This is a genomic window from Rhodococcus sp. P3_B8, from assembly GCF_056402775.1.
The window spans coordinates 1-16,130 of the sequence record NZ_JBFUGT010000159.1 but is presented as its reverse complement, the minus strand read 5'-3'; the positions used below and the strand labels follow the sequence as shown (position 1 = coordinate 16,130).

General features: G+C 68.0%; 18 protein-coding genes and 1 pseudogene. 10 read left to right on the top strand and 9 right to left on the bottom strand.

Annotation, left to right across the window (positions count from 1 at the left end; all coding sequences use genetic code 11):
- On the top strand, nucleotides 1–511 hold a 511-nt coding region (locus AC1D1G_RS30335), incomplete at its 5' end, for an Rv0361 family membrane protein (protein WP_477954947.1).
- A gap of 59 nt (nucleotides 512–570) precedes the next feature.
- On the opposite strand, the gene fbaA is transcribed toward AC1D1G_RS30335, so the two are convergent.
- Nucleotides 571–1,605, bottom strand: coding sequence for a class II fructose-bisphosphate aldolase (gene fbaA, locus AC1D1G_RS30330; protein WP_280784147.1), 1,035 nt, complete (start codon nucleotides 1,603–1,605; stop codon nucleotides 571–573).
- Between the two features lie 204 nt (nucleotides 1,606–1,809).
- Between fbaA and AC1D1G_RS30325 the strand changes: the two genes are divergently transcribed.
- Together AC1D1G_RS30325 and AC1D1G_RS30320 are read left to right on the top strand one after the other, a co-directional pair.
- Nucleotides 1,810–2,541: a VTT domain-containing protein gene (locus AC1D1G_RS30325; RefSeq protein ID WP_280784148.1), complete on the top strand. Its 732-nt coding sequence runs from the start codon at nucleotides 1,810–1,812 to the stop codon at nucleotides 2,539–2,541.
- Nucleotides 2,542–2,565: 24 nt separating this feature from the next.
- Complete coding sequence (locus AC1D1G_RS30320; protein WP_005260048.1) at nucleotides 2,566–3,231, top strand: DedA family protein; 666 nt, start codon at nucleotides 2,566–2,568, stop codon at nucleotides 3,229–3,231.
- Here AC1D1G_RS30320 and AC1D1G_RS30315 read toward each other — a convergent pair.
- The 5 genes and pseudogenes from AC1D1G_RS30315 to AC1D1G_RS30295 all read right to left on the bottom strand — a co-directional run.
- Nucleotides 3,228–3,882: pseudogene (locus tag AC1D1G_RS30315) on the bottom strand (GTP-binding protein); the annotation flags it as partial. The gene AC1D1G_RS30320 and the pseudogene AC1D1G_RS30315 sit on opposite strands and share 4 nt — an antisense overlap.
- An 87-nt stretch (nucleotides 3,883–3,969) precedes the next feature.
- Nucleotides 3,970–5,325 (bottom strand): LLM class flavin-dependent oxidoreductase, encoded by a 1,356-nt coding sequence (locus AC1D1G_RS30310; protein WP_477954946.1) that lies wholly within the window; start codon nucleotides 5,323–5,325, stop codon nucleotides 3,970–3,972.
- A gap of 68 nt (nucleotides 5,326–5,393) precedes the next feature.
- Nucleotides 5,394–6,512, bottom strand: coding sequence for a glycoside hydrolase family 76 protein (locus AC1D1G_RS30305; RefSeq protein WP_317567944.1), 1,119 nt, complete (start codon nucleotides 6,510–6,512; stop codon nucleotides 5,394–5,396).
- A gap of 34 nt (nucleotides 6,513–6,546) precedes the next feature.
- The gene (locus tag AC1D1G_RS30300) at nucleotides 6,547–7,233 is read right to left on the bottom strand and encodes a TrmH family RNA methyltransferase (RefSeq protein ID WP_283331588.1); all 687 of its coding nucleotides are present in this window, start codon (nucleotides 7,231–7,233) and stop codon (nucleotides 6,547–6,549) included.
- Nucleotides 7,234–7,237: 4 nt separating this feature from the next.
- Nucleotides 7,238–7,837: a hypothetical protein gene (locus AC1D1G_RS30295; protein ID WP_280784152.1), complete on the bottom strand. Its 600-nt coding sequence runs from the start codon at nucleotides 7,835–7,837 to the stop codon at nucleotides 7,238–7,240.
- A 114-nt stretch (nucleotides 7,838–7,951) separates the two neighbouring features.
- Between AC1D1G_RS30295 and AC1D1G_RS30290 the strand changes: the two genes are divergently transcribed.
- Entirely contained in the window at nucleotides 7,952–8,398 is a 447-nt protein-coding gene (locus AC1D1G_RS30290) for a hypothetical protein (RefSeq protein ID WP_283331589.1), read from the top strand.
- On the opposite strand, the gene AC1D1G_RS30285 is transcribed toward AC1D1G_RS30290, so the two are convergent.
- Nucleotides 8,382–9,110 (bottom strand): lysoplasmalogenase, encoded by a 729-nt coding sequence (locus AC1D1G_RS30285; protein WP_477954945.1) that lies wholly within the window; start codon nucleotides 9,108–9,110, stop codon nucleotides 8,382–8,384. The genes AC1D1G_RS30290 and AC1D1G_RS30285 overlap by 17 nt on opposite strands.
- Nucleotides 9,111–9,212: 102 nt before the next feature.
- Between AC1D1G_RS30285 and AC1D1G_RS30280 the strand changes: the two genes are divergently transcribed.
- Nucleotides 9,213–9,854 (top strand): ScbR family autoregulator-binding transcription factor, encoded by a 642-nt coding sequence (locus AC1D1G_RS30280; RefSeq protein WP_280784155.1) that lies wholly within the window; start codon nucleotides 9,213–9,215, stop codon nucleotides 9,852–9,854.
- A 4-nt stretch (nucleotides 9,855–9,858) separates the two neighbouring features.
- On the opposite strand, the gene AC1D1G_RS30275 is transcribed toward AC1D1G_RS30280, so the two are convergent.
- Complete coding sequence (locus AC1D1G_RS30275) at nucleotides 9,859–10,152, bottom strand: hypothetical protein (RefSeq protein WP_280784156.1); 294 nt, start codon at nucleotides 10,150–10,152, stop codon at nucleotides 9,859–9,861.
- A 245-nt stretch (nucleotides 10,153–10,397) separates the two neighbouring features.
- Between AC1D1G_RS30275 and AC1D1G_RS30270 the strand changes: the two genes are divergently transcribed.
- Complete coding sequence (locus AC1D1G_RS30270; RefSeq protein ID WP_280784157.1) at nucleotides 10,398–11,666, top strand: benzoate/H(+) symporter BenE family transporter; 1,269 nt, start codon at nucleotides 10,398–10,400, stop codon at nucleotides 11,664–11,666.
- A 4-nt stretch (nucleotides 11,667–11,670) separates the two neighbouring features.
- On the opposite strand, the gene AC1D1G_RS30265 is transcribed toward AC1D1G_RS30270, so the two are convergent.
- Complete coding sequence (locus tag AC1D1G_RS30265; protein WP_280784158.1) at nucleotides 11,671–12,168, bottom strand: DnaJ family domain-containing protein; 498 nt, start codon at nucleotides 12,166–12,168, stop codon at nucleotides 11,671–11,673.
- A 131-nt stretch (nucleotides 12,169–12,299) separates the two neighbouring features.
- Here AC1D1G_RS30265 and AC1D1G_RS30260 point away from each other — a divergent pair, with 131 nt between their 5' ends.
- The 4 genes from AC1D1G_RS30260 (at nucleotide 12,300) to AC1D1G_RS30245 (ending at nucleotide 16,110) form a co-directional block, all read left to right on the top strand.
- On the top strand, nucleotides 12,300–13,847 hold the full coding sequence (locus tag AC1D1G_RS30260) for a flavin-containing monooxygenase (RefSeq protein ID WP_477954943.1): 1,548 nt from the start codon (nucleotides 12,300–12,302) through the stop codon (nucleotides 13,845–13,847).
- Entirely contained in the window at nucleotides 13,844–14,299 is a 456-nt protein-coding gene (locus AC1D1G_RS30255) for an SRPBCC family protein (protein WP_280784160.1), read from the top strand. Before AC1D1G_RS30260 ends, AC1D1G_RS30255 begins: the two co-directional genes overlap by 4 nt.
- A gap of 67 nt (nucleotides 14,300–14,366) precedes the next feature.
- Nucleotides 14,367–14,807 carry a MarR family winged helix-turn-helix transcriptional regulator gene (locus tag AC1D1G_RS30250; RefSeq protein WP_283331594.1) on the top strand — a complete coding sequence of 147 codons (441 nt, stop codon included), beginning with the start codon at nucleotides 14,367–14,369 and terminating at the stop codon, nucleotides 14,805–14,807.
- Between the two features lie 34 nt (nucleotides 14,808–14,841).
- Nucleotides 14,842–16,110, top strand: coding sequence for an MFS transporter (locus AC1D1G_RS30245; RefSeq protein ID WP_477954941.1), 1,269 nt, complete (start codon nucleotides 14,842–14,844; stop codon nucleotides 16,108–16,110).
- Nucleotides 16,111–16,130 lie beyond the last annotated feature (20 nt).

Genomic DNA, 16,130 nt, shown 5'->3' with positions numbered 1-16,130 from the left:
CTCACCGCAGCGGGTGCTGCCGCCCCAGCAGAGCGCGCCGCAGCGCGTCGCCGCGGCGCAGCAGCCTGCGAAGAAGCACGGCAAGGCGTGGCTGTTCGCCGCGATCGCCGCCGGCGTCATCGTCGTCGCCGCCATCGCGGTCGCCGGCGTGATCGTCTACAACAACAACCAGGCCGAGAACTCCCCCGAGGCCCAGGTGCAGGGAACGATCGACACGTTCGTCGCGGCCCTCACCCAGGGCGATCTGGCGACGCTGCGCACCAGCACCTGCGGCAGCCTCGCCGAGTACTACCAGGGCATCTCGGATCAGGATTTCGCCGAGGTCCACCAGGTCGCCGTGAACCAGCAGAACATTCCGGTGGTCGGCGGCGTCGACGCCGTGCAGATCACCGGCGACAGCGCCATCGCCCAGGTGAAGGCCCACACGGCCGCCAACCCCGGCGAGCAGTCGTGGCGCACGTTCAACCTCGAGAAGGTCGACGGCACCTGGAAGATCTGCGACCCCCGATGAACGACTGTGCGCCTTWCCGGTAGCGGTGGCTACCGGAAAGGCGCACGGGCGCGAAGCGCCTATCCGGAGACGGAACGTCCCGCGGACTTGAGGTCGTTGCAGGCCTCGACGACACGAGCAGTCATGCCGGCCTCGGCCTTCTTCAGGTAGCTGCGCGGGTCGTAGACCTTCTTGTTGCCGACCTCGCCGTCGACCTTCAGCACGCCGTCGTAGTTGGTGAACATGTGACCCACGATCGGACGGGTGAACGCGTACTGGGTGTCGGTGTCGACGTTCATCTTGACGACGCCGTAGTTCAGCGCGGCCTCGATCTCCGACTTCAGCGAGCCCGATCCACCGTGGAAGACGAAGTCGAACGGCTGCGAGCTCTCGGACAGCCCCAGCTTGGCGGCGGCGACCTTCTGGCCGGTCTCGAGCACCTCGGGACGCAGCTTGACGTTGCCCGGCTTGTAGACGCCGTGCACGTTGCCGAACGTCGCGGCCAGCAGGTACTTGCCGTTCTCGCCGGTGCCGAGGGCGTCGACGGTCTTCTCGAAGTCCTCGGGCGAGGTGTACAGCTTGTCGTTGATCTCGGCTTCCACACCGTCCTCTTCGCCACCGACGACGCCGATCTCGACCTCGAGGATGATGTTGGCGGCCTTCGCCTTCGCGAGGAGTTCCTTGGCGATCTCCAGGTTCTCGTCGATCGGGACAGCCGAACCGTCCCACATGTGGGACTGGAACAGCGGGTTGCGGCCGGCCTCGACGCGCTGCCGCGAGATCTCCAGCAGCGGGCGGACGAACGTGTCGAGCTTGTCCTTGGGGCAGTGGTCGGTGTGCAGGGCGATCGTGACGTCGTACTTGGCAGCGATCACGTGCGCGAACTCGGCGAGTGCGACCGCGCCAGTCACCATGTCCTTGACGCCCAGGCCCGAACCGAACTCGGCGCCACCGGTCGAGAACTGGATGATGCCGTCACTGCCGGCGTCCGCGAAGCCCTTGATGGCGGCGTTGATGGTTTCGGAAGAAGTGCAGTTGATGGCGGGGAAGGCAAAGGAGTGCTCCTTGGCCCGACCAAGCATCTCGGCGTAGACCTCGGGAGTCGCGATTGGCACGGCGGCAGTCCTCCATTAAGAGTCGATTTCGGCGCGCGCGATCAGCGCAGCGCGCGATGTGGTCCTAGCAGTATGGCAATACCGGTAGCGTACGTCTCCCGGTGGCTGTCGCGGCACCCCGTTTCGACAGGTCCACGACCCGGCCGAAACTCCATGACCTGCAGTATTCCGTCAGTCGGGGAATACGCCGGTACGCTGAGGGCCGTGATTGTGCAGGCAGCATCGGATTCCGTGACCAACCTCGCGTTGTTGCCGGGATTCCTCGACCCGGTGAACCTCCTCAACTCCTTCGGCACGTGGGTGCTCGTCGGACTTCTCCTGGTCGTCTTCATCGAGTCGGGATTGCTGTTCCCCCTGCTCCCCGGCGACTCGCTTCTCTTCACCGCGGGACTCATCGCGGCGTCGAAGTCGACGGAGATCGAACCGTTCGCCCCCATCTGGGCGCTACTGGTTCTGATCCCCATCGCCGCGATCCTCGGCGACCAGGTGGGCTTCTTCATCGGCAGCAAGGGCGGTACCGCCCTGTTCAAGCATGACGACGCACGGTTCTTCAAGAAGAAGTACATCGACGAGTCGCACGCCTTCTTCGAGAAGCACGGCCCGATCACCATCATCCTGGCCCGCTTCGTTCCGATCGTGCGCACGTTCGCGCCGGTCGTCGCGGGTGCGTCACGGATGAAGTACTCGCTGTTCCTGACGTACAACATCGTGGGCGGCATCCTGTGGGGCGCCGGCGTCACGCTGCTCGGCTACCTGCTCGGTCAGATCGAGTTCATCCGCGACAACGTCGACATCATCTTCCTGCTGATCGTCTTCGTGTCCGTCCTGCCGATCGTTCTCGAGGTGGGCAAGCGCGTCGTGAAGTCGCGGCAGAGCGCGGGCGCCACGACCGAGGACGCGCAGCCGGTCACCACACCCACCGATCCGACCTCCTGAAACCGATCGAGTAGCGCACTGACGATGGTCACCACGGCAGCAGGCACCTTCGGGCCTCTCGTCTCGGCGGGCCCGGCGCTGGTCTGGATCGTCGTCCTCGCATTCGTGTTCATCGAGTGCGCGGTGATCCTGGGCCTGTTCCTGCCCGGCGACTCGATGCTGATCACCGCCGGAATCGTGCTGGCCAACCATGCGTCGGGCGCCGGCCACGTGTGGGCGTTGTCGGTCGGCGCGATGATCGCCGCCATCTGCGGAAACCAGGTGGGGTACGTCATCGGTCACCGCACCGGCAACCGCATCCTCGCCCGCAAGGGCGGGAAGTATCTCAACTACACCAACCTGCACAAGGTCAACGTCCTGCTGGAGAAGCACGGCTTCTGGGCGGTCCTCATCGCCCGCTGGATTCCGTGGGTCCGCACCCTGTGCCCGCTGGTCGCCGGTGCGGCCAAGATGAACCACACCAAGTACACGATCGCCAGCACCATCGGCGCCATCTTTTGGGCACCCGTCCTGCTGCTCATCGGCTTCTACTTCGGCTCTTTCCTGGACCGGGTGTCGTGGCTGATGCCGGCCGTGCTCGCCGGGATGGTCGCGCTGCTGGTGATCGGCACCGTGCTCGGGGTGTGGCACTACCGGCAGGAGATGGCGCGGCCGCCCGAAGAAGTGGCCGTCGAAGAAGTTCTGGACTAGTGCCGATGCACCGCGTCCCACGCGGGCAGCGGGTCGTCGAACCGAACCCAGGCCGTCGGCCCTGACGCCAGCTCGTCGTCGGTGAGCAGCGCCGGCTCCAGGATCCGCCGCGGACCGCCGGGGTCGAGGCGGATCCCGATGAACACGATCTCCTCCCCCGGTGTCTCGTGCGCGGACGCCCACAGCTGGGCCGGCTCGATCACGAGGTTCGGACCGGCCCGCGACCAGACGGCGGCGAGGTCCGGGCGGCTCGCGGCCCAGCCGGGCAGCTCGGCCGCGACCTCCGAGTTGTACAGGCCGGTCCCGAGAACCTCACCGGGATCCACGACGCCGCGCGTGGTGCGCAGCAGTGTCGCGGTGGGGTTGAGCCTGCGCACGGTGGCCTCGCTCACCGAGGAACGTCGATGCATCCACCACCGTCACCATCGTGTCGAGGGCGGCCACCGAACCGAGACTGAACCTGTCCTCGAACTCCCAGTCGAACGTGGCGGCGACGGGCATCGGTTCGGAGATGCCGGTCGATTCGATGACGAGATGGTCGAACCGGCCCTCCTTCGCCAGCCGCGCGACGGCCTCGACGAGGTCTTCCCGCAGGGTGCAGCAGATGCAGCCGTTGGTGAGCTCGACGAGTTTCTCCTGCGTCCGGTCCATCCGCAGCCGCGGGCTCCCGATGTCACACCCGTCCACTCGAACGGAACGGATGCGACACCGGGCGCGAGCGGACGCCGGCGGCCGCGCCTACAGCGCGACGGCGCCGGACGCGTCCGCGTACTGGCTCACGGGGCGGGGCAGACCGAAGTGGTCGCGCAGTGTGGCGCCCGAGTACTCGGTGCGGAAGAGCCCGCGCTCCTGCAGGATCGGAACCACCTTCTCCGCGAACACCTCGAGACCGCCCGGGTAGTACGGCGGCATGACGTTGAAACCGTCCGCCGCGCCCTGCGTGAACCATTCCTCGATGGTGTCGGCCACCTGCACCGGCGTCCCGACGACCACCCGGTGCCCGCGCGCACCGGCGAGACGGTGCAGCAATCCGCGCAGGGTCGGACTCTCCCGCTCGACGATCCCGGCGATCACCTGCAGGCGACTCTGCTGGTTGTCCGTGACGTCGCCGGCGTCCCCGAACAGTCCGGCGGGCACGGGGGCGTCGAGTTCGAGGTGGCGCACGCTCGAACCCGTGAGGCTCTCGAGCTGGGCGAGCCCGTACTCGGGCGACGTGAGTTCGTTGAACTCCCGCTCCAGGTCGCGGGCCTCGGCCTCGGTGTCGCCGAGGAACGGGCTGATGCCGGGCAGGATCTTCACGTGATCGGGGTTGCGACCGTACTGCGTTGCGCGCTGCTTGACGTCCGCGTAGAACGCCTGCCCGTCGGACAGCCGCTGGTGCGCGGTGAAGATGGCCTCGGCGTACTGGCCCGCGAATGCGCGGCCCTCGTTGGACGCACCCGCCTGCACCAGCACGGGGTGTCCCTGCGGGGAGCGTGGCGCGTTGAACGGTCCCCGCACCCGCAGGTGGCGCCCCACGTAGTTGATCTCGTGGATCTTCGACGGGTCCGCGTAGATGCCTGCGGCCTTGTCGATCAGGATGGCGTCGTCTTCCCAGCTGTCCCACAGTTTGACGGTCGCGTCGACGAACTCCCGCGCCCGCGCATAGCGGTCGGCGTGATCGGGGTGGCCGGCGAGCCCGAAGTTGGCGGCCGCCAGGTCGGTTCCGGTGGTCACGATGTTCCAGCCGGCCCGGCCGCGGGAGATGTGGTCGAGGGACGCGAACAGCCGCGCCAGATTGTAGGGCTCGAAGTACGTCGTGGACGCGGTCGCGATCAGGCCGATCCGTTCGGTGGCGGTCGCGATGGCGGTCAGCAGCGTGATGGGTTCGAGCGCTCCGGCGGCGCCGTGCTCGACGTCGCTGCGCAGGGCAGGGCCGTCGGCGAAGAAGATCGCGTCCAGCTTCGCCGCCTCCGCGGTCCGCGCGATGTCCTGGAAGTAGGAGACGTCGTACAGCCGCTCGGGTGTCGTGAGCGGGTGGCGCCACGCCGACTCGTGGTGCCCGGCCGGGTAGATGAACGCGTTGAGACTCAGCTGCCGCTGTTGATCTGACATAACGAACTGTTTAGCAGCGCCGAATCGGGGGCGACACGGTTAAGTTTCGCGTGATTCGAACCGTCGCTCTAGCGACGTGGATACCCTGCCGCGGAAACCATGTGCGCGGCCTCCATCAGCATCCAGCCGCCGAGCTGGACGGACATGTCGCGTTCCGGGATCCCGGACGACCGCACGGTGCCCCCGGTGAACGTGGCGATTCCCCCGCCCAGCCCCGGCAGCTGCGCCTGCTTGGTCCAATCGTGGCCGAACAGCGGCTGCCCCTCGATCTGCAGCCGGTTCTCCCAGGCCGATTCCGCGGAGCTCAGCACGAGCTGGGCGGCGATCTCCCGTGCCCTGATGTCGGCGGGCGACTCCCACGGCAGCATCACCGCGGTCAGCGCCAGATACCGCGCGAGGATCCCGTTGAACAGGCCACCGTCTCCCCCACCGCCGCCGTTTATGACGCCGCGGGGTGCGAGGTGCTCGTCGATGGCGTCGACCAGCCGGTGAGTCCTGTTGCGGTGCCGCGGCGAACCGAGGCGCACGGCGAGTTCGGTTTCGAGGCCCAGAACGACGCCCTGACAATACGAGTAGACGTTCCTTTCGATTTCACCACCCGGGTGGATGCCGTCGACGATCAGGTTGGTGTGCACGTCCCGCAGCGTGTCGTCGATCCAGTCGGCCGTGGCCTGGGCGCGCCACAGCTTTCCGGTGCGGGCCAGCATGATCCCGGCGGGCCCGTTGGCCGGTGCGTTGTAGAAGTCAGAGCCCTTCCGCCACGGGATGCCGCCCCCGGCCTCGGGCGCCCAGGCGTCGAACAACTGGGATTCGAGCGCCTGCACCGCACTTCTGTTGTCTATGAAGTGCATTCGCTGGGCACGCTCGAGGGCGATACCCAGCCAGGCCATGTCGTCGTAATAGTTGTTGGTCCAGCCCGACAGGTTCCGCAAACGATGGCTTCGCGCCAATTTCACGATGCGCCGACGACGGCGCGGCGTGGGGTCCCGTTCGAGCGCGTCCACGGCGCAGTCGAGCAGGTGGGCCTGCCACCAGTAGTGCCAGCTGAGGAACAGCCGCTCGCGCCGCACCGCCGGCCAGGCGACGACGCCCAGCGTGGTGCCCGGAAGCGCCCACAGCCGGCGAAGGTGCCTGCTCACCACCGCTTCTTCAGCGGCGTCCGCGCGCGCCGACCACGAGTCCTGCATGAGAGTTGATCTTGCCTATTCGCCGGGGGTTCCGCTACCAGGCACGGTCGAGGTCGGCGTGCTGACGCACCCACGCATGCATGGCGATTCCTGCGGCGACGCCCGCGTTGATGCTGCGGGTGGAACCGAACTGGGCGATCGACACCGTCATCGCCGCAACCTCTTTCGCCTGGTCCGTGACTCCCGGCCCCTCCTGGCCGAACAGGAGCACGCAGTCGCGGGGCAGTCTCGCCGTCTCGAGCGGGACGGACCCGGGCGTGTTGTCGACGGCCACGATGGTGAGACCCCGCTCACGTGCGAACTCGACGAGGCCGTCGACGTCCGAGTGATGGAGGACGTGCTGGTACCGATCGGTGACCATGGCCCCGCGCCGGTTCCAGCGGCGACGTCCCACGATGTGGACCGCGGCGGCGGCGAACGCGTTGGCGGTGCGCACCACCGTCCCGATGTTCGCGTCGTGGCCGAAATTCTCGATGGCCACGTGCAGCGGGTGGCGGCGGCTGTCGATGTCCGCGACGATCGCTTCCCGCGTCCAGTACCGGTAGGCGTCGACCACGTTGCGGCGATCGCCGCCGGCCAGCAGTTCGGGGTCGTAACGCGGGTCGGCGGGGACCGGGGTGTCGTGCTCCTCGGTCCACGGGCCCACGCCGTTCGGGTTGTCCCCCCATTCGGTGGGCCCCGCCTCGGCGACTTCGACCTGGCCGGTCTCGACTCCGCTCACGATGTCAGAACGTCTCGTTCGAATCGGGAGCGACGGTGAACCCGTGCGACGTCTCGTCGTTGGTGCACGTGACGGCCGTGGCCGTGGTGCTGCACGTGTAGCCGAGCTTGGTCAGTTTCGCCCCGGCGGGCAGGGCCGCGTCCGGTTCGTCGCCGCCCGACGTGTAGACGAGGCCACCCGCGCACATGAACGACGCCTCGCCGTCGTTCTCGACGCGGATCCCGTGACCCCAGTCGACCATGCAGTCGGCCGGGCGCGGCGGCACCGGGCTCGTCGACCCCTGACATCCGGCCTCGGTGCGGTTCGGCAGCTTGATGATGCCGCACTGGAACCCGCCGTCCGGGGACGTGAAGAAGTACGACTCGTTGTGCTCGTAGGGGACGTCGACGAGCGTCGTGGTCGGCGCCTCCGTCGTCGTGGGCGGCGGCGCAACGGTCGTGGTGGTGGTCGTCGGCGGAACCGTGGTCGTGGTGGTGGTCACAGGAGCCGCGACAGTCGTCGTGGACGGCGGCGGTGCCACCGCGTCCGAGGACCCACCACACCCTGCGAGCATCATGGCCGAGCCAATGCTCAGACACACCAACGACACCCGACGCCACGCCATACGGCCACCTCCACACACGCTTACCTGCTGCCGACACTGCACTCTAACGGCAGTGCGGCGGTGGGGCCGCCTCGGCTACGCCGGGACGGGCTAACCTGGAGGTGGAGGCAATCGATGAATCATCAGCGCATCGTGCGGACGGTCTGCTTCGTCACGGTCGGCTACGTCATCGTCCTCGCCGTCTGGCTGGGATGGTTGATCGAGCACACCCCTCCCGCCACCATCCCGTACCAGATCATGGGATTGGTCGCCGCCTTCGGTTCGGCGCTGGGATTCGGGATGATGGCGGCCGAACGGCCCAGCCGCGCCGACCGCCTACTCGAACGACACGGGCTCGAAGGCTGGGCCCGGATCGAGCACGTCACTCCACTTCGCCGCACCCCCGACAACGGCGAACTCACCGAATTGGATCTGCGGCTGACCGTGCCCGGTTCCGAGAGTTACGCCGGACGCGTCGTCTACGAGGTGCGGCGGGAGAACGCGACACGCTTCGTGCCCGGCGAGACGATCACCATTCTCGTGGACCCAAAGGACCGGGACCACATCATGCTCTGCCCGTGACCCGGCGACGCCCGAGCACGAGCATCCCCTCGACGAGCAGCAATTGGGCCGCAGCGTAGCTGGCGAGGATCACACCTTCCGCCGCAGCCCTCCCCCGCTCACCCCGGATGAACAAGCGCCGCAACACGATCAGACCGTCGGAGGCGGTGAACAGCATCCCGCCCGCGCCGAGCCAGCTACGACGGTCAGTTCCCGGCACGGCTACATTCGCGACGACGTCCGCGCCGGGCGCGAGGGACGGATCGGCCGACAGGGTCGACGTGGTTCCGAGCAGCGACCCGTACGCGGTCAGCGGCACGGCGACCTCCTTCGCCCGCCCGCGGAGCAGCGCCGCCGCGCCTGCCCAGCCGGCGAACCGGGGAAGCAGTGCGGGCGCGGTGGGCCGGGCGCCCCGGCGCAGCAACAACGCGGAATAGCCGACCTGCATGGCGGCGAACGAGGACGCGCCACGCACCAGGCGGGCGTCGTCGTCGGGATCGATCATGAAGACGTCGCCCACGGTCGCGGCCGTGAGACCGGCGAGGAGGAGCGCGACGTCGGCGGGGTCCGTGTCGGCGCGCCGCCGCAGCACGCGGGCGGCGAGCGCGGGCGCGATCAGTGGTTTCGCGACCTGCTGCCACCGTTCACGTCCGGTGACGGCCCCGACGACGGTGGCCAGTGTCGCACCGGCGAACACCGCGTGCTCGACACCCCAGTTGTTCTTCGACTTCACGTCTTCCTCCCACACTCGCGGACGTGCCGAGGTTACCGGCCCGAAGAGTGGTTGACTTGAGAGTGGACGCGACGGACAATCCGCGATTGTGAGGCACAGGTGATGGCAAAACAGGCGCGCGCGGCAGCCACCCGCCATCAGGTACTCGAGGGCGCGGCACTGAGCTTCGAGAAGCTCGGGTACGGCGGCGCGAGCCTGAGCGGGATCCTCTCCTACGCCGACGTGACGAAGGGCGCCTTGTACTTTCATTTCGAGTCCAAGGAAGCACTCGCCTGGGCCGTGATCAAGGAACAGCACGCCATGGCGATGCTGGCGGCGCAGCGAGTGCTCGCGACGGCGCAGTCACCGATGGAGGCGATCCTGTTGTGCGCCAAAGAGATGGCGCGCCAGCTGCTGACCGAGCCCATCGTGCGCGCGGGGGTGCGACTCACCCTGGAACTCGGTACGTCCCGCGGCCCGGCCACCGATCCCTACATCGACTGGACCGACACCCTCGTCGCGCTCGCGGGCAAGGCGCGGGAGGCGGGAGAACTGCGCGGGACCGTCGACCCTGCCGCACTGGCCCGGTTCCTGGTCAGTTCGTTCACGGGTATGCAGTTGGTGTCCGAGGCACTGACCGGACGTTCCGACCTGTACGAGCGGTTGGCCGACATGTGGGCGCTGCTCCTGCCCTCGATCGCGTCGCCGGACATGTTGCCCCGCCTGCTCGAACTCGCGGCACTGCGCGACGACGTCGCATCCTGAGGGCTCAGACCCCGCCGGGTGTGGGCGCGGGAGTGTCCGGCGCCGGATGCGGCAGATCGAGCGGTTGCGTCTGCGTCGGCACCGTCTGGACGACGGCGATCCGGGCGCCGTCCGGGATGGCGTCGACCGAGCAGATCGTTCCGAAGATGCCGAGCCCGCCGAACAACGCCAACAGTCCGTAGGCCAGGAACGTCGACGTCCGTTCGACGGCGGAACGCGGTTCGCGTTCCGCTGTCACCGTGGTGCGCCGCACGTACACGGCGCGTCGCTCTCGGGGAATTCGGGTGAGTTCAGCCATGTGGCCCTTCTTCGCATGGTTCGTCGGTGCGGGTGGTGTCGGGTCGACGCTTTCGAGTCTGTCGTGATGCCGCCCGGGTGTCGTTCACCCCAGGGATGGAAAGCGCCCCACCCAGGGTTCGGCGGCCCGGCGTGGGGCCCCGGGACGCGGGTGGTTATGATCCAGACCACACTCAGCATGTACGCACTGCGGATGACATGACCGCTCTGCGTACATTGCGAGTTTCGCCCGAGCAGGAAGGCCTCATGACGACCACCGAGGAACCGACTCGCAGCGACGACGTTCAGACCCGTCCCCCTCGCTTCGAGCGACCGCCGTGGCCGCCCGCGGGCCCGCGCCGCCTGCTCGGCGACCTCGGCGCCACCTACGCCGCCAACGGGTTGATCGGGCTGATCTTCTCCGCGACGGGTCCCGTGGCCGTGATCCTGGCCGCCGGCTCCGCGGGCGGACTGTCGCCCCAGCAGATGGCGTCGTGGATCTCCGGCGTCTTCTTCCTCAACGGCATCCTGACCGCCCTCGCCAGCTGGCTGTACCGTCAGCCGCTCGCGTTCTTCTGGACGATTCCCGGCACGATCATCGTCGGCGGCTCGCTCACCCACCTGTCGTGGCCGGAAGTGCTCGGCGCGTTTCTGGTGACCGGGCTCCTGATCCTCGCCCTCGGACTGACCGGGCGGGTGCGTCAGGTCATGGCGATGCTCCCCATGCCGATCGTCATGGCCATGGTGGCCGGCGTCTTCCTGAAGTTCGGCACCGACCTGGTCCGTGCCGTGGGAACCGATGCGGCCGTGGCCGTTCCGATGGTCGTCGCCTTCGTCGCCCTGGCATCGCGCGCCGCGCTCGGCCGGTGGATGCCACCGATCCTCGGCGCACTGCTCGTCGGGGCAGCCGCGGTGGCGGTCACGGGCCGCTTCCACCCGACCGGCTCGGGTACACCGTGGATCGCGGCGCCGATGTTCCAGGCTCCGCAGTTCACCTGGCAGGCGATCACCGAACTGGTCGTGCCGCTGGCGATCACGGTCATCGTCGTGCAGAACGGTCAGGGCGCGGCCGTGTTGACGTCCGCCGGCCACAAGCCGCCGATGAACGTCGGCACCGTCCTGTGCGGGGTCTGGTCCCTCGCCACCTCCGCCGTCGGAGCCGTCTCGACATGCCTGACGGGTCCGACCAACGCCCTGCTGGTGGCGTCCGGGCAGCGCACCAGGCAGTACACGGCGGCCGTCGCATGCGGGCTGCTCGCCATGGTCGTCGGCCTGTTCGCGCCGCTGTTCGTGCAGCTGATGCTGGCCACCCCGGTCGCGTTCGTCGCGACGCTCGGCGGGCTCGCGATGCTCCGGGCGCTGCAGGGTTCGTTCGTCGCCGCGTTCAGCTCCCGGCACACGCTCGGCGCGCTCGTGACCTTCCTCGTGACCGTGTCGAACATGCAGTTCCTCAACATCGGGGCCGCGTTCTGGGGGCTGATCGCCGGACTGCTCGTGTCCCGGGTGATGGAATCGGGTGATTTCCGGAAGGAGTGATCCGTCACCGTCTCCGCCGCCACCACCGCGTGCCCGTTCGGGGCGGATCCGGCTCGGGTTCCGGCGACGCCGTCACCTTCGGCTTCCGCGCCGGCCGGTTCTGCTGGCGCCAGGTCGCGACGACCTCGTCCGCGTCGACCGGACCGACCGGGATCCGTGGGCCGGAGGGGGCCCGTAACCAGGCGACGATCTGCAGGTTGAGCTGGGCCACAACGTCCCGCACCGCCCGCTCGGACGGCAGACCGCGGATCGTGTCGGGCAACCGCTCGATCTCCTTCCGCAGCTGCAGCGGTGTGGGAAGCAGCGAATCGGCGGGCAGATTCTCGCGCCGGAGGTAGTTCTTCACCCACCACAGTTCGTCGTCGACATCGCCCGCCGGAATCGGCTTACCCGAGCCGGGGAGATCGTCGAAGTCGCCGCGCTCCTGAGCCAGCCGGATCTGTTTGTCGATCCAGCTCTCGAAGCTCACCCCGGGAGGTTTGCGCTCGGTCACGGAGGACATTCTTCCAGGACCCGTCCACCCGCGGTTGCCGACGGCACTTGCCAAGGCACATACTTCCTTTTACTGTGACACGGCGTCTCAGTTAACTGGACCGGCGTTGACGGTTCCGCATCCACCCCAGGGAAGAAGCCATGACAGCGACAACCACTCAGCACGCCGCCGCACCCGACGGCAGCGGAGACGAGCGGCACCTGCGCGTCGTCGTGGTCGGCGCCGGACTGTCCGGGATCGCCGCCGCGGTCAAGCTCGAACGCGCCGGCATCACGGACTTCGTCGTCCTGGAGAAGTCCGATCGCGTCGGGGGCGTGTGGCGGGAGAACACGTACCCCGGGTGCGGTGTCGACATCCCCGCCCCCGTGTACTCGTTCTCCTTCCACCCCAATCCGCGGTGGCGCAGCAACTTCGCCCTGCAACCGGAACTGCTGGCCTACATCGAGGACACCGTCGACACGTTCGGTCTGCAGTCCAGGATCTCGATGCAGACCGAAGTTCGCGAAGCCGCATGGTCCGACGAGCGCCGACGCTGGATCCTCGACACCAGCCGCGGCACGATCGTCGCCCAGCACGTGATCTTCGCGGCGGGCCCCATCACCGAACCGAGCACTCCCGCCGTACCCGGAATCGACGGCTTCGACGGCGACATCTTCCACTCCGCCCGCTGGAACCACGACGTCGACCTCACCGGGAAGAGGGTCGCCGTCGTGGGCACCGGCGCGTCCGCCGTGCAGTTCATCCCGGAGATCCAGCCGGATGTCGAGGAGTTGTACGTCTTCCAGCGCACCCCGGCCTGGGTGGTGCCGCGCCTGGACTTTCCGTTCCCCCGCATCGCCCAGCGGGTGTTCGCGCGGGTGCCCGCGGTGCAGCGCGCGTTCCGGCGACTCCTCGACGTCATCCTGCGGACGCTTACTTCGGTGATGCGCCGCGAACGTACCGCCCGGCTCCTCAACCCCATCGGTACCCGCTGGCTGGCCAGACAGGTACCGGACCCGGCACTTCGCGCGGCCCTGACACCGAACTTCACGCTCGGGTGCAAACGCCTCCTGCTGTCCAACACGTATCTTCCGGCGCTGACGAAAAGCAACGTCGAGCTGATTCCGCACGCCCTCGCCCAGGTCGACGGACGCGTGGTGGTCGGAGCCGACGGCACCCGCCGCGAGGTCGACGTCATCATCTTCGGCACCGGCTTCGACGTGAGCCATCCACCGATCGCGAGCCGGATCCGCGGCCGGGACGGAACGCTGCTGTCGGAGAAGTGGTCGAAGAGCCCCGAGGCCTACCTGGCCACCACGACGCCCGGCGCACCGAACGCGTACATCATGCTGGGCCCGAACATCTTGGTGTACAACTCGTTTCTCGGACTGGCCGAGACCCAGCTCGACTACGTGATCGACGGACTCACCAAGGCGGAGCGGCAGGGCATCGAAGTGCTCGAGGTGCGCGATCAGCCGTTCCGCCGGTTCAACGACGCCGTGCAGAAGGGTCTGGAGCCCACCGTCTTCAACAACGGCGGTTGCAGTAGCTACTACCTCGACGCCGACGGCAGGAACTTCGCCGCATGGCCTTGGTCCACCGGGTCCCTGCGCCGTCGCCTCGCCCGGTTCGACCTCGAGAACTACGCCATCCGGCCGTACCGGACAGAGCAGCCCCCCGCCCTCCACCCGTCAGGAAAGTCACGATGATCGAGATCCATCACACTGCCGTCGCCGTCGCACCGGTCGCGGCCACGTTCGACTACGTGGACGACTACCGCCACGTCCCGTCCTGGATGTTCGGGATCACGAAATTCGATCCGATCGGCGACCAGGACCGAGGCCTCGGCGCGGTCTACGACGCCGCGATGAAGGTCGGCCCCAAGACCCTCGACTCCGTGGTGAAGGTCACCGGGTGGGAACGCAATTCGGTGATCGAGCTGGAATCTATCGACGGCCTGTACACCCAGTCGCGGTGGCAGTTCGAGGCGGTCGGCGAGACCGAGACCCGCCTGACGGTCGACTTCCGCTACGACCTGCCCGGTGGACTCGCGGGTAAGGCGCTCGGCAAGATCATCGAGCCGTTCGTCGCACAGGCGATCCGCCACACCGACGCCACCCTGCGGCGTCAGGTCGAGCAGGGCGCGAAGCACTCGTCCTGAGCGTCGCGGGCCCCCGCGGCTCTTTGTCGGGTTTACATAGTTAGTTAGCCTATGTAATGTGTTTGGCATGGACGACGACACCCGGCTGCAGAGCCTGCTCGTCGACCTGGTCACGAATTCTCACCGATTCACCAGGCTCGCGAGCTCCTTCGGATCCGAGGCTCACCCCCGGCCGTGGACACGTGCCCTCGCCCTGCTCGACGACCAGGGCGAGATTCGGATCAGCGAGTTCGCCCGCATCGACCGATGCTCGCAACCGTCCGCCACCGCCCTCCTGCAGAAGCTGGCCGATCGCGGATACGTCGCCCGCCGACCCGATCCAGAGGACGCCCGGGCAGTCCGGGTGTCCATCACGGACCTGGGCCGCGAATGGCTGACCGTGGCCCGCAACGAGATCGCGGGTGCACTCGCCCCGCACTTCGCGGACCTCGAACCCGAGCAACTCGAACGACTGACGCAGGGCCTGTCGGAACTGCGCTCGATCGTCACATCGTCGGCGCGCGCCTGACCACCCATCCACACCCCGACGTACATCGAAGGAGGTGGCCGTGAGCACCACGACCGCAACCGTCACGAACAGCACATCCAGCGAGGCTCCACCGAGCCTCCTCCACCAGCCGAAGTCGGTGTGGGCCGTCGCCTTCGCCAGCGTCATCGCGTTCATGGGCATCGGACTCGTCGACCCGATCCTCAAGCCGATCGGCGAACAACTCGACGCGACGCCGTCCCAGGTGTCGCTGCTGTTCACCAGCTACATGCTGGTCACCGGTGTCGCGATGCTCATCACCGGCGTCGTGTCGAGCCGGATCGGCGCCAAGAAAACCCTCCTCACCGGACTCGCCGTCATCGTCGTGTTCGCGGCGCTGGCAGGCAGCTCCGGCACCATCGGGCAGATCGTCGGCTTCCGCGCCGGCTGGGGACTGGGCAACGCCCTGTTCATCGCCACCGCGCTCGCCGCCATCGTCGGCGCGGCCAGCGGCGGCGTCGCGCGGGCCATCATCCTCTACGAGGCCGCGCTGGGCATCGGCATCGCCGTCGGCCCGCTGGTCGGTGGTGTCCTCGGCAACATCAGCTGGCGCGCACCGTTCTTCGGCGTCGCAGCCCTGATGGCCGTCGCGTTCATCCTCATCGTCGTGATGCTGCCGTCCGCGCCCAAGCCGGAGCACCGCACGTCGATCGCCGCACCGTTCCTCGCCCTGCGCCACCGCGGCCTGCTCACCGTCGCGATCACCGCGCTGCTCTACAACTACGGCTTCTTCACACTGCTCGCGTACACACCGTTCCCGCTCGACATGGGCACGTACTCGATCGGATTCATCTTCTTCGGGTGGGGCCTCGCACTGGCCGTCGCGTCGGTGTTCCTCGCCCCGCGGCTACAGCGGCGCTTCGGCACGCTGCCGATGATGATGCTGGCCCTCGCACTGTTCGCCCTCGACCTCGCCATGATGGCCGCATTCACCGACAACAAGACCGTGCTCGTCGTCGGTGTCGTGCTCGCCGGGCTGTTCCTCGGTGTCAACAACACGCTCATCACCGAGACCGTGATGATCTCCGCACCCGTCGAGCGGTCGACGGCGTCCGCGGCGTASAGCTTCGTTCGCTTCGTCGGCGGCGCCGCAGCACCGTGGGTCGCGGGCAAGCTCGGTGAGAGCAACATCCACATGCCGTTCTGGGTCGGCGCCGTGTGCACCGCCGCCGCGATCATCGTGCTCGCGACCGGACGCAAGGTCCTCGCCCACGTCGACGAGCACGATCCCGAACCGCACAGCGTCGAGGAAGCACTGGCCGTCACGGTCGCCGACGCCGACTGACCACCCCCATGTGAGTGGCG

Coding starts and splice junctions, on each gene's coding strand:
- AC1D1G_RS30320 (WP_005260048.1), top strand. CDS start 2,566: ATGGTCACCACGGCAGCAGGCACCTTCGGGCCTCTCGTCTCGGCGGGC.
- AC1D1G_RS30310 (WP_477954946.1), bottom strand. CDS start 5,325: ATGTCAGATCAACAGCGGCAGCTGAGTCTCAACGCGTTCATCTACCCG.
- AC1D1G_RS30305 (WP_317567944.1), bottom strand. CDS start 6,512: ATGCAGGACTCGTGGTCGGCGCGCGCGGACGCCGCTGAAGAAGCGGTG.
- AC1D1G_RS30295 (WP_280784152.1), bottom strand. CDS start 7,837: ATGGCGTGGCGTCGGGTGTCGTTGGTGTGTCTGAGCATTGGCTCGGCC.
- AC1D1G_RS30290 (WP_283331589.1), top strand. CDS start 7,952: ATGAATCATCAGCGCATCGTGCGGACGGTCTGCTTCGTCACGGTCGGC.
- AC1D1G_RS30280 (WP_280784155.1), top strand. CDS start 9,213: ATGGCAAAACAGGCGCGCGCGGCAGCCACCCGCCATCAGGTACTCGAG.
- AC1D1G_RS30275 (WP_280784156.1), bottom strand. CDS start 10,152: ATGGCTGAACTCACCCGAATTCCCCGAGAGCGACGCGCCGTGTACGTG.
- AC1D1G_RS30270 (WP_280784157.1), top strand. CDS start 10,398: ATGACGACCACCGAGGAACCGACTCGCAGCGACGACGTTCAGACCCGT.
- AC1D1G_RS30265 (WP_280784158.1), bottom strand. CDS start 12,168: ATGTCCTCCGTGACCGAGCGCAAACCTCCCGGGGTGAGCTTCGAGAGC.
- AC1D1G_RS30260 (WP_477954943.1), top strand. CDS start 12,300: ATGACAGCGACAACCACTCAGCACGCCGCCGCACCCGACGGCAGCGGA.
- AC1D1G_RS30255 (WP_280784160.1), top strand. CDS start 13,844: ATGATCGAGATCCATCACACTGCCGTCGCCGTCGCACCGGTCGCGGCC.
- AC1D1G_RS30250 (WP_283331594.1), top strand. CDS start 14,367: ATGGACGACGACACCCGGCTGCAGAGCCTGCTCGTCGACCTGGTCACG.